Annotated in this window: 15 protein-coding genes; 6 read left to right on the forward strand and 9 right to left on the reverse strand. The window is 73.0% G+C overall.

Annotation, left to right across the window (positions count from 1 at the left end):
• Positions 1–110: 110 nt before the first annotated feature.
• Together ACQP00_RS11725 and ACQP00_RS11730 are read left to right on the forward strand one after the other, a co-directional pair.
• Entirely contained in the window at positions 111–629 is a 519-nt protein-coding gene (locus ACQP00_RS11725; RefSeq protein WP_433218165.1) for a sensor histidine kinase, read from the forward strand.
• A 7-nt stretch (positions 630–636) separates the two neighbouring features.
• Entirely contained in the window at positions 637–1,281 is a 645-nt protein-coding gene (locus tag ACQP00_RS11730; protein ID WP_433218167.1) for a response regulator, read from the forward strand.
• Here ACQP00_RS11730 and ACQP00_RS11735 read toward each other — a convergent pair.
• The 3 genes from ACQP00_RS11735 to ACQP00_RS11745 form a co-directional block, all read right to left on the reverse strand.
• On the reverse strand, positions 1,278–1,634 hold the full coding sequence (locus ACQP00_RS11735) for a hypothetical protein (RefSeq protein ID WP_433218169.1): 357 nt from the start codon (positions 1,632–1,634) through the stop codon (positions 1,278–1,280). The genes ACQP00_RS11730 and ACQP00_RS11735 overlap by 4 nt on opposite strands.
• Before the next feature lie 74 nt (positions 1,635–1,708).
• Entirely contained in the window at positions 1,709–2,767 is a 1,059-nt protein-coding gene (locus ACQP00_RS11740) for a sugar ABC transporter substrate-binding protein (RefSeq protein ID WP_433218171.1), read from the reverse strand.
• A gap of 8 nt (positions 2,768–2,775) precedes the next feature.
• Positions 2,776–4,380: a methyl-accepting chemotaxis protein gene (locus tag ACQP00_RS11745; RefSeq protein ID WP_433218173.1), complete on the reverse strand. Its 1,605-nt coding sequence runs from the start codon at positions 4,378–4,380 to the stop codon at positions 2,776–2,778.
• A 98-nt stretch (positions 4,381–4,478) separates the two neighbouring features.
• On the opposite strand from ACQP00_RS11745, the gene ACQP00_RS11750 reads away from it, so the two are divergent.
• Positions 4,479–5,273, forward strand: a complete 795-nt coding sequence (locus ACQP00_RS11750; RefSeq protein WP_433218175.1) for an alpha/beta fold hydrolase — start codon at positions 4,479–4,481, stop codon at positions 5,271–5,273.
• Entirely contained in the window at positions 5,266–5,829 is a 564-nt protein-coding gene (locus tag ACQP00_RS11755; protein ID WP_433218177.1) for a TetR/AcrR family transcriptional regulator, read from the forward strand. Before ACQP00_RS11750 ends, ACQP00_RS11755 begins: the two co-directional genes overlap by 8 nt.
• Here ACQP00_RS11755 and ACQP00_RS11760 read toward each other — a convergent pair.
• Positions 5,798–6,568 (reverse strand): hypothetical protein, encoded by a 771-nt coding sequence (locus ACQP00_RS11760; RefSeq protein WP_433218179.1) that lies wholly within the window; start codon positions 6,566–6,568, stop codon positions 5,798–5,800. The genes ACQP00_RS11755 and ACQP00_RS11760 overlap by 32 nt on opposite strands.
• Positions 6,569–6,649: 81 nt before the next feature.
• Between ACQP00_RS11760 and ACQP00_RS11765 the strand changes: the two genes are divergently transcribed.
• Entirely contained in the window at positions 6,650–7,054 is a 405-nt protein-coding gene (locus ACQP00_RS11765) for a cupin domain-containing protein (protein ID WP_433218181.1), read from the forward strand.
• Between the two features lie 245 nt (positions 7,055–7,299).
• The gene (locus ACQP00_RS11770) at positions 7,300–9,249 is read left to right on the forward strand and encodes a discoidin domain-containing protein (protein WP_433218183.1); all 1,950 of its coding nucleotides are present in this window, start codon (positions 7,300–7,302) and stop codon (positions 9,247–9,249) included.
• Between the two features lie 97 nt (positions 9,250–9,346).
• Here the strand turns inward: ACQP00_RS11770 and ACQP00_RS11775 are convergent, their stop codons facing one another.
• The 5 genes from ACQP00_RS11775 to ACQP00_RS11795 are packed head-to-tail and all read right to left on the reverse strand — an operon-like array spanning position 9,347 to position 14,420.
• Positions 9,347–10,327: an RNA polymerase subunit sigma-70 gene (locus ACQP00_RS11775; protein WP_433218185.1), complete on the reverse strand. Its 981-nt coding sequence runs from the start codon at positions 10,325–10,327 to the stop codon at positions 9,347–9,349.
• A gap of 9 nt (positions 10,328–10,336) precedes the next feature.
• Complete coding sequence (locus ACQP00_RS11780; RefSeq protein ID WP_433218187.1) at positions 10,337–11,041, reverse strand: SDR family oxidoreductase; 705 nt, start codon at positions 11,039–11,041, stop codon at positions 10,337–10,339.
• Between the two features lie 33 nt (positions 11,042–11,074).
• A complete protein-coding gene (locus ACQP00_RS11785) occupies positions 11,075–12,211 on the reverse strand; it encodes an FAD-dependent monooxygenase (RefSeq protein ID WP_433218189.1) in 1,137 nt (378 codons plus the stop codon).
• A gap of 57 nt (positions 12,212–12,268) precedes the next feature.
• The gene (locus tag ACQP00_RS11790; RefSeq protein WP_433218191.1) at positions 12,269–12,853 is read right to left on the reverse strand and encodes a hypothetical protein; all 585 of its coding nucleotides are present in this window, start codon (positions 12,851–12,853) and stop codon (positions 12,269–12,271) included.
• 37 nt (positions 12,854–12,890) lie between these two features.
• Complete coding sequence (locus ACQP00_RS11795) at positions 12,891–14,420, reverse strand: hypothetical protein (RefSeq protein ID WP_433218193.1); 1,530 nt, start codon at positions 14,418–14,420, stop codon at positions 12,891–12,893.
• Positions 14,421–14,559: the final 139 nt, after the last annotated feature.

The raw sequence follows: 14,559 nt of genomic DNA on the forward strand, positions 1-14,559 counted from the left end.
GGCGCGGCGCTCGCGACCGCCGCATCGCCGCCCTGCAGCGGACCCGGGCCGGCGCCGTCGACAGCGCGGCGGCGACCCTGCGGCGCATCGAGCGCGACCTCCACGACGGCGTGCAGGCCCGGCTGGTCGCGCTGACCATGCACCTGACCATGGCGACCGAGACGCTGGATCGGGGGCAGTTGCTGGCCGCCCGTTCCGACGCGCAGGACGCCGTCCGCGAGCTGCGCGAGGTCATCCAGGGCATCCACCCGCCGATCCTGGACTCGGGCCTGGACGCGGCGGTGCAGACCCTGGCCGCGCGCAGCCCGGTGCCGGTCGAGGCCACGGTGGAGCTGCCGGAACGCCCGTCCGCGGCCCTGGAGACGATCGCGTACTTCACCCTGGCCGAACTGCTCACCAACGTGGCCAAGCACAGCGGCTCGACGCGGGCGACGGTGACGCTGACCGGGCGCGACGGGTCCCTGCGGCTGGTGGTGCAGGACAACGGCCGGGGCGGGGCCAGCCTGGTCGGCGGCACCGGCCTGCGCGGGATCGCCGACCGGGCGGCCACGGTCGACGGCACCGTGGACGTCGTCAGCCCGCCCGGCGGCCCTACTGTCGTGACCGTCGACCTGCCGCTGGTGCTGTGAGGCCGCGATGCGAGTGGTGATCGCCGAGGATCTCGCCATCCTGCGCGACGGGCTGGCCCAGCTGCTCGCCCTGCGCGGGCACGACGTCGCCGTGGCCGGGGACGCGGCGGCCCTGGAGGAGGTCGTGGCCGCGCACCGGCCGGACGTCGCGGTCATCGACATCCGGATGCCGCCGACGCACACCGACGAGGGATTGCGGGCGGCGATCGGGCTGCGCCGGCGGTACCGGGGGATCGGCATCCTGCTCTTCTCGCAGTATGTCGAGACCCGGTTCGTCAGCCAGTTGCTGGCCGAGGGCTCGGCCGGGGTCGGCTATCTGCTCAAGGAGCGGGTCGGCGACCTCGACGACTTCACCGACGCGCTGGCGCGGGTGGCGGCCGGCGGCACCGCCCTCGACCCGGAGGTCGTCACGCAGCTCATGGGCGCCCGCCGCCGCGACGCCGGCCTGGCCCGGCTGACCCCGCGGGAGCGCGACGTGCTCGCCCTGATGGCCGAGGGGCGGACGAACGCGGCGATCGCGGCGAAGGACGCGGTGACCGAACGCGCCATCGAGAAGCACGTGGCGAACATCTTCACCAAGCTCGACCTGCCCGCGTCCGGCTCGGATCACCGCCGGGTGCTGGCCGTGCTGCGGTACCTCGAACAGCGTTAGAGCTGCCGGCTCCAGGCGACGAGGAAGCCGGCCACCGCGAGCGCGACCGCGCCGACCGCCGGCAGCAGCCACCACGGCGCCCGCTCGCCGTTGCGCGCGGCCCGCAGCCGCCGGTGCAGCGCGCGGAGGCCCCACAGGCCGCCCAGGCCCACGCCCAGGACCGGGATGCCGACCAGGAAGTGCACGGCCCACGCCCCGGCGCGGCTCGGGCCGCCCCACGAGTGGTCGTAGGGGCCGGGGTCGACCACGCCGTACAGCACGCCGCGCAGCACGAAGACGACCACGAACCCGAGCGGCACCAGGGCGGCGATGCCCAGCAGTCCGGTGGCGAGCAGATACTTCAACCGCGTCATGGGTCCAGCGTCGGCCGGATCGACGCCCGCCGACATGGTGCTGCCACGCCGGCAATGGTTCGGAAAACCGAACCTCAGCCGATGCCGGCGGTGCGGCAGGCGTCCGCGTACCGGCCGGCGCACAGCGCGCCCGGGGTCACGAAGCCGTCCTTGACCACCGTCGCGGCGATCGTGTCCTTGGTGACCGTCACCGGGTCGAGCAGGATCGACGGGACCTGGCCGGCGCCGTTGTCCACCGCCTCGGTCACGGCCGGCTTCCGGCCGCGCACCAGGTCGTCGGCGAGCGTCGCGGCGGTCTCGGCCTCGGTGCGGATCGCCTTGTACACCGTCATGTACTGGTCGCCGACGAGGATCCGCTGCAGCGCCGCCGTCTCCGCGTCCTGGCCCGTCACCGGGACCTGCGGGAGACCGGCCGCCTGCATCGCGGCGATCGCGGCGCCCGCCGTGCCGTCGTTGGCCGCGTACACGCCGACGATGGTGCGGTCGCGGAGGGTCGGCAGGACACGCGCGGTCCAGGCCTTGGCGTTGTCCGGACTCCAGTCGGCGGTGTCGGACTCGGCCGCGACCTTCACCTTGCCGTCGAGGCCCGCGTGGGCGCCCTGCTTGAACAGGGTCGCGTTGTTGTCGGTGGGGGAGCCGTTGATCCACAGGATCTCGCCCTGGGACGCCTTCGCGCCGAGCGCGGTGAGCAGCGCCTCCGCCTGCAGCGTGCCGACCTTGGCGTTGTCGAAGGAGATGTAGTAGTCGACCGCGGTCTTGAGCACGAGCCGGTCGTACGAGATCACCGGCACGCCGCGCTGCTTGGCCGCGGTCACGATCTGCCCGGCCGCCACGCTGTCCACCGGGGTCAGCACGAGCACCTTGGCGCCCTGGTCGAGCGCGTCCTTGGCCTGCTGCAGCTGGGTGTCGGCGCTCTGCTCGGCGTTGCGGTAGTCCACGGTGCAGCCGGGACAGAGGTCGGCGAGTTTCTGGGCGAAGTACGGCTGGTCGCCCGCCTCGTAGCGGCTCGCCTTGCGCTCCGGCAGCAGCAGCGCCACCCGCGCGGTGGGTCCGCTGTCCGTGTCCGTCTTGAGGGTCTCCGTGCATCCGGACAGGAGAAGAGCCGTCGTCAGTACCGCGAGAGCCTTGCGCATATGCATCCTCAGTACTTGAAGCGGGCGACGAGCACCCGCATCTCCGACGCCATCGCGGCGAGCTGGTCGACGGCGTCGCCGGTGCTCGACACGCCCTGATTGGTCAGTTCGGTGGCGTCGGCGACCCCGGCGATGGTGCCGGCGATCTCGGTCGACCCGTTGGCGGCCGCGCCCACGCTGTGACTCATCGAGCGGGCGGTGACCGCCTGCTCCTCCACGGCCGCCGCGATCGCGTTCTGGTACTCGCTCATCTGCGCGATCACCTCCCCGATCTGCCCCATGGCGCCGACCGCGTCCTCGGTGTCGAGCTGGATCGCCTGCACCCGCCGGCCGATGTCGTCGGTCGCCCGCGCGGTCTCCCGGGCCAGGTCCTTGACCTCCTGCGCGACGACCGCGAAGCCCTTGCCGAACTCGCCCGCCCGGGCCGCCTCGATCGTCGCGTTGAGCGCGAGCAGGTTGGTCTGCCCGGCGATCGAGGTGATCACCTTGACCACCTCGCCGATCTCGCTGGACGAGGCGCCGAGCTTGCCGATCGTCTCGTTGGTGTTGGCCGCGATCGCCACCGCCGACGCGGTGACCGTGGCCGCGTGCGCGGTGTTGCGGGAGATCTCGTCGATCGCGTCGCCCATCTCGGTCGCCCCGCCGGCGACCGCGGCCACGTGCTCGCTGACCGTCCCGGCGGCCCGGGTCACCTCGGCCGCCCTGGTGCTGGCCGCCTTGGCGCTGCTGTCGATCTGCCGGCTGACCGCCGTGAGCTGCTCGGCCGCGGCCGCGAGGGTGGCCGAGTTGTCCCCGAGCGAACGCACCGCCTCGCGGGTGCTGGCCGTGGCCGCCCCCAGCGCCCGCGCCATCTCGCCGACCTCGTCGCGCTGCGCCACCTCGGCCTCGACGGTCAGGTCCCCGGCGGCGACGGCGGTCAGCACGGCGTGCACGCGCCGGATGGGCCGCACGATCAGCCCGGTGAGGTACCGGCTGAGCACCATCGCCAGCAGCAGCCCGACCACGAGCGCCAGGAGCATCGCGATCCGCCCGGTGCGATAGGCACTCGCCGCGTCCTCGGCTCCCTCCCGCCCGTTGGTCTGCTCGAACTCCATCAGCTCCTCGAGCGCACGCATCGCGTTGCCGCCGACGGTCTCGCCGTCGCCGAGGTACGCCGCCTGGAACCCGGCGATGTCCCCGGCCTCGATCAGCGGCAACAGCCGATGGTCCCGGATGTTGCGGAATGCGGACCACCAGATCGTGAACCGGCTCAGCAACCGCCGCTGCTCGGCCTCGCGCACCGTGCCCCGGTACGCCGCCACCTCGGCGTCGACCTGCCGCTCGGCCGCCGCGATGTCGTCGGTGAACGCCTTGCTGGCGACGGGCCCGTTGGACAGCGCGAGATTGGCCACGTCGTTGCGCACCCGCAGCGCGGCCCGGTCCAGCGCGGCCAGATGCGCGGCGGGGACGAGATTGAGCTTGTAGAGCTCGTCCGCGCGGTCGTTGACCTTCTTCAGGCTGAACACCCCGGCCCCGAGCACCACCGCGCCGACGAGACAGCCGACGAGGACCAGCAGCATGAGCTTGCGAGCCATGGGCTGGTCGGCCAGCCATCGTCTCTTCTCGGCAGCCACACCCCCACATCGGCGCCCGGCTCCGGGTCCTGAGAAGTTGCCGCGCCGTGGCGTCCCGGTTGTTGACACGGCTGGCTAATGGCATTAGCTTTGTGGCTATGAAGATGAGCTTTGAGCACGAGAACGGCACCATCGCCTACGACGACACCCAGGCCGACGGCCCGCTGGTGCTCTGCCTGCCCGGCATGGGCGTCAATCGGCGCACCTACGCGCCGTTCGTCCCCGAGCTCACCGCCCGCGGCTACCGGGTCGTCACGATGGACCTGCGCGGGCAGGGCGAGTCCAGCGCGGTGTGGAGCGACTACTCCGCCCAGGCCGTGGCCCGGGACGCCATCGCGCTGCTGCGGCGGCTCAACGCCGGCCCGGCGGTGCTGTTCACGAACTCCTACACCGGGGCGACCGCCGTGTGGGCCGCGGCCGAGGCGCCCGAGCTGTTCACCGCGGTCATCCTGTCCAACCCGTTCGCCCGCGTGATGCCCAAGCCCAATCTCGTGATGCGCGCCGCCACCGTGGCCCTGAGCCGGGTCCGTCCATTGTGGATCGCGTACTGGGCTTCGCTGTACAAGACGAAGAAGGCCGACCCGGCGGAGAAGCGGGCGCTCAGCGGCAGCCTCAAGGAGCCCGGACGCATGGCGGCGATGCGTGCCATGATGCAGTCCGATGCCTCGGTGTGCGAGGCGCGGATGGGTGAGGTGAGGACTCCGGTGCTCGTGCTGATGGGCGAGAAGGACCCCGACTTCCCCGACCCGGCGGCGGAGGGGCGGCTGCTCGCCGAGCGGCTGCGGGGCGAGACCACCGTGATCGCGCGGGCCGGGCACTATCCGCACGCCGAACTGCCCGGCGAGACCGCCGACGCGGTGGTGGCGTTTCTGCGGGAGCGCGCCGTTGCCTAGGGCGGGGCTGAGCCCGGGGGCCGTCGTCGACGCCGCGCTGCGGATCGTCGACGTCGGCGGGCCCGAGGTGCTCACGCTCGCGGCCGTGGCGGGGGAGTGCGGAGTGGCGACGCCGTCGTTGTACAAGCACGTTGCCGGACTGGCCGAGCTCAAGGCGCTGCTCGCGATCCGGGTGCTCGACGAGTTCACGGCCGCGGCCACGGCGGCGATGCTCGGGCGCAGCGGGGACGACGCGCTCGAGGCGCTGGCCCGGGCGTACTACGCGTTCGTCACCCGGCACCCGAACCGGTATGCGCTGGTGCCGCAGCGGGCCGTCGCCGACCCCGGTGTGACCGCGGCCGCCGACCGGTTCCTGGCCGTCGTGTTCGCCGTGTTCAAGGGCTACGACCTGGCCGACGACCAGGTGGTGCACGCGACCCGCGTGTTGCGGGCCGCGCTGCACGGCTTCGCGGTCCTGCGCGGCGGCTTCGAGATGCGCCAGGACGTCGAGGTGACGCTGAACGTGCTGATCGAGACGCTGAAGGCTATTCGTGAGGCAGCAGGAAACGCCAGTTGAGCTGAGCGCGGCGGCCGTCGGGGAGCTTGAAGACGGGCCACTGCGGCTGCTCCGGGCGCGGCACGGCGCGCATGAGGGCGCGGGCCTGGCGGTCGCGCAGGTCGAGCTGGGTGACGAACTCGTCCTTGCGGAAGCGGGGCACCGGCACGCCGGCGGGCCACGGCGGCACCGTCGCGGTGGTGGGCTGAGCGGCGTCGAGGAGCACCACGATCGCCCGTACCGCATCCGGATGGAACCCCGCGCCGGAGCGGTTGACCCGGTCGCGCAGCTGGGCGCAGTGGTCGAGCAGGGAGTACGCCGCGGCCGGGTAGGCCCGGTCCCGCCGCGTCTCCTCCAGGCCCTCGAACTGCAGGCTGAACTTCCGCCCGTTGGTCCGCGCGGTGAAGACGGTGGACGGCACGTCGGCGATCATCGGGGCGCCCTGGCGGCGGTGGGCGTTGGCCGGGTCGCGCAGGACGGTCGTCGCGTGGTTGCGCAGCGAGCGGATCTCGCCCGCGCCGACCCGCAGCCGCTTCTGGGCGTCGGCGATGAGCACGCCGTCGTCGTACGCGACCAGGCGCGGCGCCCGCAGCGCGGACCAGCCCGCCGGGACGAAGCCGCCGGTCAGCTCCCAGGTGAGCATCGGCCGCGATTTGCGGCCCGCCTCGGGGTCGTCGGCGGCGATCGCGGCGGCCGCGCCCCCGACCGCCGTCGTGACGCCGACGGCCCCGGCCGCCAGCAGCAGGCTTCTGCGGTTCATGGTGTAGAAGCTCCCGTCCGTCCGGGCCTCGTGCCCGGCCACTCATCAATGTAACGATAAATCGGACATAAGGTGATTTTTTTGACCGATCACTGGCACCTCCCGCTTCGCCACATCCGCGGTACCGAACTCAGTGGCGACACCGGCCAGACGTCGGGGATGACGCGGCTGGAGGCGATCTCCGGCAAGACGGTCGGCGCCGAGAAGCTCTGGATGGGCCGCACCCACGTCGCCCCGGCCACCAACTCCGGCAACCACCACCACGGCGAGGCCGAGACCGCGATCTACGTCGTCTCCGGCCATCCGGTCTTCGTCTTCGCGAGGGACGGCGCGGAGGTCCGGCTGGAGACCGGCCCCGGCGACTACGTGTTCGTCCCGCCGTTCGTGCCGCATCGCGAGGAGAACCCGGGTGCCGAGGAGGCGGTCGTAGTGATCGCCCGCAGCAGCCAGGAGGCGATCGTGGTCAACCTGCCGAGCCTGACCTAACGGCTATTGCAGCAAAAGTTCGTCGCAAACTTGCGATCGACACATCGAAGTATTGCGCTAACCGAACGACTGCTGGCAGGATTCGACGCCAGAAGCCGACAATGGTCAGCGCCGCCAACCGCGCGTCCCACCCCGCGTGAGCTGCTCAGTGCCGGTGAACGGGTCCCGCCCGGCCCGTCCCCGCCTCGCCCCGGACATGGGCCTGCCCTCGCCATGCCCGGGGTTCACCCTGAGGAGTTCCACACATGGGAGTTTCCCGCCGTACCGTCATCGCCACGTCTCTTGCCGGGGCCACCGCCGCCGCGCTGCCACTTGTCGCGAACGAGGCCGAGGCGGCCAGCGCGCCCGGTGACGTCGTCGGCAAGGTCACCGTCGGCTACCAGGGCTGGTTCGCCGCCATCGGCGACGGCGCCCCGATCAACGGCTGGTGGCACTACAGCCCGAACTGGTCGCAGAGCCCCGCCCCGGGCGCCTGCTCGATCACGTGCTGGCCGGACATGCGCGACTTCACCAAGGGGTACCGCACCAACTTCGCCAACCTCGGCAACGGCCAGCCGGCCAACCTGTTCTCCTCGTACGACCAGCAGACCGTCGACACGCACTTCCGCTGGATGCAGCAGAACGGCTGCGACACCGCGGCCCTGCAGCGCTTCAACCCCAACGGCGGCGAGGGCGCGACCCGCGACGCGATGGCCCAGAAGGTGCGCCAGGCGGCGGAGACGTACGGCCGGAAGTTCTACATCATGTACGACGTCACCTGGTGGCTGACGATGCAGAACGAGATCAAGGCGGACTGGACCAACAAGATGAAGGCGCACGCCGCCTCGTCCGCCTACGCCCGCCAGAACGGCAAGCCCGTCGTGTGCATCTGGGGCTTCGGCTTCAACGACGACGGCCGCCCGTTCGCCCCGGCCGCCTGCCTCGACGTCATCAACTGGTTCAAGGGCCAGGGCTGCTACGTCATCGGCGGCGTGCCGACCCACTGGCGCTACGGCACCGACGACTCGCGCGCCGGGTACATCGACGTGTACCACGCCTTCGACATGGTCTCCCCATGGATGGTCGGCCGGATCAGCGACAACAACGGCGCCGACTGGTTCTACCAGAACCGCGTGCTGGGCGACCTCGCCGACCTCAACGGCCGCGGCATCGACTACCAGCCGTGCGTCATCCCCGGCGACCTCGCGGCCGGCCACCGCCACCACGGCGAGCTGATGTGGCGGCAGTTCTACAACCACACCCGGGCCGGCGTGCAGAGCGTCTACATCTCGATGTTCGACGAGTTCAACGAGGGCAACCAGATCGCCAAGACCGCGGAGAGCGCGGCCTGGCAGCCGACCAACTCCGGGATGCGCGCCCTGGACGAGGACGGCACGCCCTGCTCGTCCGACTACTACCTGCGCCTGACCAACGACGGCGGCCGGATGCTCAAGGGCCAGATCGCGCTGACGGCGACGCGCTTCACCGTCCCGTTCCCGACCGGCCCGGACCAGACCGCGCCCTCGGTCCCGGGCAACCTGCGCGTCACCGGCACCTCGGACACGACGGTCGCCCTGGCGTGGAACGCGGCCACGGACAACGTCGGCGTCGCCGGCTACCGCGTCAGCAGAGCCGGAGCCGTCATCGGTACCACCACGACGCTGGCCTACACCGCCACCGGCCTGACCGCCTCGACCGCCTACACGTTCACGGTCGCCGCCTACGACGCGGCCGGCAACGCGTCCGGGGCGTCCAACCAGGTCACCGCGACCACGTCCGCGCCGCCGAACAACACGGTGAACCTGGCCGCCGGCCGCCCGACCGCGGAGAGCAGCCACACCCAGGTCTACGGCAGCGGCAACGCCGTCGACGGCAACACCGGCACCTACTGGGAGAGCAACAACAACGCCTGGCCGCAGTGGCTCCAGGTGGACCTCGGCAGCGCGGTGGCCACCCGCCGGGTCGTGCTGACCCTGCCGCCGCAGTCGTCCTGGGCCACCCGCACCCAGACCATCGCGGTGAGCGGCAGCACGGACGGCGGCAACTTCGCGACGATCGTGGCCGCGGCCGGGTACACCTTCAATCCGGCGAGCGGCAACACCGCGACCATCACGTTCCCGTCCACGGTGACGACCCGCTATGTGCGGCTGACCTTCACCGCCAACACCGGATGGCCGGCCGGGCAGGTCTCGGAGTTCCGCGTCTACAACGGCTGACCGCTTTCCCCCGAGAACGTCCGCGCGCCGGTCACCGCCGAAGGCCGGCGCGCGGGCACCTCGAGCGGGTGGCGGCCAGGCGTCCGGTCGCCACCCGCTACAAACTCCGGGGCAGCCCGAAGTACGGCAGAACGGCATTGTCGAGGAAGCGCGTGAACACCGCGACCCGCTCGTCCCGCATGGTCAGCACCAGCGTGCCGAGGGCGTGCGCGACCGGGTCGCCGTCGTCGCTGACGTAGCAGCCGAACGCGGGCTGGCCGTTGGCGCCCGTGGGCACCAGCCGGTAGCGGCGCCGGCCGTCGCGCAGCCCGACGTGCCGGATGAACGCGCCGATGGCCGCGCGGCCCTGGTACTCCAGCGGCGCCGGCGGCATCGTCAGCCACGCGTCGTCGGTCAGCAGCGCCACCATCGCGTCCACGTCGCCCGCCTCCAAGGCGTCGGCGAAGCGGCCCGCGGCGACGAGCTGGCGCGGTGAGGCCGGTGCGGCCGCGGCCCGGTCGAAGTCCACCGCGCGGGCCCGCTTGAGCAGCGCGTTGGCCGCGTCCTCGGTCAACTCCAGCATCCCCGCGGTCTCGGCCGCGCGGAAGCCCAGCACGTCGCGCAGCAGCAGCACGGCCCGCTGCCGCGGCGGCAGGCCCTGGACCGCGGTGACGAAGGCCAGCGACACCGCCTCCCGCCGCTCGTAGCGCGCCTCCGGCCCGGGCGCGTCGTCGGGCAGCCCGGCCAGCAGCGCGTCGGGGATCGGCTGCAGCCAGACCGGCTCGACCGTCCGGGTCGGCGCGGGTGCGTGCGCGCCGAGGTCGCCCGGCACCGTGCGGGGCCGCCGCTCGCCGTCGCGCAGCCAGTTCAGGCACCGGTTGGTCGCGATCCGGTACAGCCACGTGCGCACCGAAGCCCGCTCCGCGAAGGAGCCGAGGCCGCGCCACGCCGCGGTGAGGGTCTCCTGGAGCACGTCCTCGGCGTCCTGGACCGAGCCGAGCATGCGGTAGCAGTGGACGTACAACTCCCGCCGGAACGGCTCGACCAGCTCGCCGAACGCGCTGTCGTCGCCGGCCCGGGCCCGCTCCAGCAGACTCATCGGGCCACGCTACTGGATTTCGCCGAGCCCGGCCGCCGACACCGTGAAGGCCGGCGCGCCCGGGCGGCCGAGGACGTCGAGCACCGCCTGCCCGGCGATCTCGGGGGTGACGACGGGGCCGAGCCGGGCGCGGAACTCCTCGACGGAGATGCCCTGTTTCGCGGCGTACGCCCGGGCGCCCGCATCCCCCACGCCGGTGCCGGGGGAGAGGCCGGGCAGCAGCGCCACGAACCGGATGCCGAGCCCGAGCCGTTCCGACTCCTCGCCGGCGTACCGCGCGATGAAGCGCACCATCGCCTTCGCCCCGGCGTAGCCCCCGCTGCGCGGCGACCCGCCCAGCGCCGCCCCGCTCGACAGCAGCACCACCACGCTGCCGGGCGCGAGCGGCTGCCGCAGCGCGGCTCGCGTCCACTCGAAGGCCTGCCGCACGTCCACCTCCCACGGCGCCGTGAACGACTCCCAGGTCTGCTCGTGCACCGGCGCGGTGTCCGGGATCGCGCCGGCGTTGAGCACCACGACAACAGGCGCGTGTGCGTGCTCGGTCAGGACCCGCTCGGCGACCCCGGGCTCCGCCGCGTCGGCCACGATGTCGGCCTCCTCGCCGCGGGCGACGGTGCGGGTGGTGTACCCGGCCTTGGCGAGCGCCTCCGCGATGCCCCGCCCGAAGCCGCGCGTCCCGCCGGTGACGATCGCGGCCTGTTCGAATGTCTGCATGGCTGTACCGACACCGCCCGTCGCGAAAAGTGGTCAGTAGTCCTTGAGCTCGATCCCGGTCGCGTACTTGTCGGTGAGCTTGAGCATCTGCCGCAGCAGCCACGGGGAGCGGAAGGTCCAGTCGCGCATGGCGATCCGGGTGCGGCTCGGCGGGGCCAGGAACGGTCCGGCGCTGCCCTGCTTGGAGACCTTGGCGTAGGGCCGGAACTCGCGCTCGTAGTTCGCGAACGCCGCGCGGTGGTCCCCGTTCGCCGCCCGCAGCTCGCCGGCCAGCACGTACGCGCCGACGACGGCCAGGCCGCTGCCGAAGCCGCCGAGCGTGTTGCCGTACGCGGCGTCGCCGAGTAGCACCACCCGCCCCTTGGCGTACGACGGGACCTCGGAGCGGCTGAGCGAGTCCAGGTAGATGTCGTCGGCGGTGTCGAGCCGGTCCAGCAGCTCGGGGATGCGCCATCTGCCGCCCTGGTACGCCCCGCGGATGATCCGCTTCATGGCCTCGGGGTCGTAGCGGTCGTAGTGCCGCTCCGGCGACTTGAACACGAAGAACGCGGGGGACTTGGGGCCGCCGAGCGCGACCATGCGGCCGGGCTCGTTGTACATCACCGGGTCCCCGTCGGCCTTCAGCTCGACCAGCGCGTAGTAGTAGCCGAGATACTTGACGAAGTCCGGCTCGGGCCCGAACGCGAGCCGGCGCACGTTGCTGTGCATCCCGTCGGCACCCACCACGATGTCGAAGCTTCGCGCCGCGGCATTGCGGAACGTGACGTGCACCTGGTCGGCGGTCTCCTCCAGGGCGGTGATGGAGTCCCCGAAGAGATACTCGCAGCTGCCCTTCGTCTCGCCGTGGAGCAGCTCGGACAGCTCACCGCGGGCGATCTCGACCTCGCCGCCGGTGAACTCGCCGGGGATGACCGCGATGGCCTTGCCGTGCTCGTCGATGATCGTCTGGTCGTGCCCGCCGGTCTGGCGCGCCCGGACCGCGTCGAGCAGCCCCATCCGGGTCAGCACGGTGCGGTGGATCTCGCCCTTGAAGTCGACGGCCTGCCCGCCGGTGCGCAGCTGGGGCGAGCGCTCGACGACGGTGACGTCGCAGCCGTACCGGGAGAGCCAGAACGCCAGCGCGGGTCCGGCGATGCTGGCGCCGGAGATGAGGACCGTGGTCTGCTTCATGCCCTTGACGGTGCCCGGGGCCGCTGACAGGGCACGACCAGTCCGCTGACAGCCCTGTCAGCCCGCCAGCCCGCGCACGATCTGCCGAGCCCCGTTGACCAGCGACGGGGTGATGTCGATGCCGCTCTCGGCGAGCTCGACCACCCGGGACGCGGCCATGAACAGCACCACCCGCACGGTGATGGTGGCGGCCGGACCCTCGGTGACGATCCGGTTGAGATCCTGGTCGACGAGGAACGCCATGGCCAGCGCGGCCAGGTCGGCCTGCAGCGGCTCGGGCGGCGGCGGGAAGCCGATGTCGTCGAGCTCGCCGAGGCCGTGCCGGGGCGAGATCTGCAGCCGCCAGACGTCGGCGAACATGAACGCGAGCACGGCCGTCTGCGTGTCGCCGCGCTCGGCGGCGTAGCGGGCTACGGCCAGCAGCCAGTACCACTGCCGGTTGAGCTCCTCGGTGCCCCCGTGCCGGCTGCGCTCCATGACGTCGAGCAGCCCGCCGAACCCGCCGGCCCGCGCGAGCCTGAGCCCCGCCGCCACGACCCCGGCCCCGTCGTCGCGGGCGGCCGCACCGCTGAACTCCCCGAGCGCCACTTCCGCCGCGGCCCGAGCACCCTCGTCGATCGGCGGCACCGTCAGTTCCTGCATGCCTGCAATCGGACCGCAAGGTGCACGCGGAATGCCATCAACGAACGCAGGCTTCCGCGACGCGTACGGCGGGTTCGAGGTCCCCGGATCGGGCCAGCGCGACGGCCACGGCCCGGCCCACCGCGTACGCCGCCTCCGCGTCCGGGGCCGCCGGCAGCGCCACGGCCAGCAGGTCCGCGTTCCCGGTGCGCGACATCGCCTGCACGGCGCGGGAGCGGTCCCGCTCGCCGAGCGCGGCCAGGGCCACGGCGACGTCGCCGGCCGGGACCGCCGGGACCAGGGCGGTGAGGTCGGCCGGGCGGGCGACCAGCGCCGCCGCGTACTCCCGCGGCCGCGCGGCGGGCAGGCCGGCCGCCATCGCCGCCGCCGCGAGCCGGGCGGACTTGAGCCAGACGCGCGGGTCGCCGGTGTCGGGCTGGGCGCCGTCGAGCGCGAGGCCGCCCGCCACCAGGTCGGCCGGGTGCTGGCGCAGGTGGGCGCGCAGGGCCTGGGCCTGCGCGGCGGTGAGCGCGCCGTTGCGGTGCAGCAGCAGGACCGACTCGGTGACGACGGCGGCCAGTTCCTGGGGGATGACCGCGGCGCTGAGCAGCACCGCGAGCACCTTGTCCAGCCGCTCGGGGTCGGCCTCGCCCGCGTCCAGGGCCCGCAGGAGCTCCAGGGCCAGGACGGCCGGGCCGTACTCCGCGTACCGGCAGTCCCGCATGCTCGCGAGGGTGGCGATGGCGTCGTCGATCGCGCCGTACCGCAGCTGGAGCGAGCCGAGACGGTGCCGCCAGAGCATCTGGTCGTCGCGGCTCCGGCTGGCCTTCGGGGACTTCTTGAACGCGGCCAGGATCTTCGGATCGCCGATCGGGGCTAGCCGGACCAGGGCGGTCTGGCGGGTGCGGGGTTCCAGCCGTGCCGCCAGCGCCAGCGCGTCGTCGAGGCGGCCCGCGGCGCCGAGCGCCGCGACCAGGGCGGGCCCGTCGTGGTCGTCGACGCGGCCGCAGCGCGCTTCGGCCGCGGCCAGGCCGTGCGGGGCGAGCAGGTGCGCGGCGGCGGCGAGGTGGTGGGGCTCGTCCTCCAGGATCGCGGACCAGCGGTCGAGGGGCTCCAGGTCGCCGTCGGGGTACGCGCTCGCCAGGCCCGCGACGGTGCCGGAGACGCGTTTCGCGCGGTCGAGGTGGTTCGGGTACTTGCGCTCGTGATCGGTCGGCGGCAGCACGGCGCGCAGGAGGGCCTCCTCGGCCGCCGGGGTGCCCGCCACCGCGCGGGCGAGGACGCCGGCGACGTGGTCCTCGGGGCGCTGGCCGGAGGTTCGCCACCACCGGGAGTACAACTGCGGGCTCTGCAAAATCGCGGCAAGAACCCTTTCCGGCGGCAGGACGGCCAGGATGCGGGGCCCGTCGGCGGCGAACGACTCGTCGAATCCGCTGCCCAGCTCGGCGAGCACCCCCTCGGCGGCGGCCGCGCGATCCCCGGCGTCGAAGCGGGCCGCGAACCAGCGCATCCGATCCGCGTAGGCGCGGTGGCGCTCCGGCGGTGCCTCGAACGACCGCAGGACGGCGAGCACCGCGTCGGGGTTCATCCGGCGACTCTACCGACGAGCTCCGCGAGCGCGGCGGCGGTGGGCTCGTCGGCCGCGAGAAAGGCTTCCAGCCGCAGCGCGGGCCTCCTCCGTTGTACTCCCTGAGGCCGGGGCGTCGTCGTCGGCGTCAGGGCACGTA

The organism is Dactylosporangium sp. CS-047395, from assembly GCF_050942185.1.
GTDB lineage: Bacteria > Actinomycetota > Actinomycetes > Mycobacteriales > Micromonosporaceae > Dactylosporangium.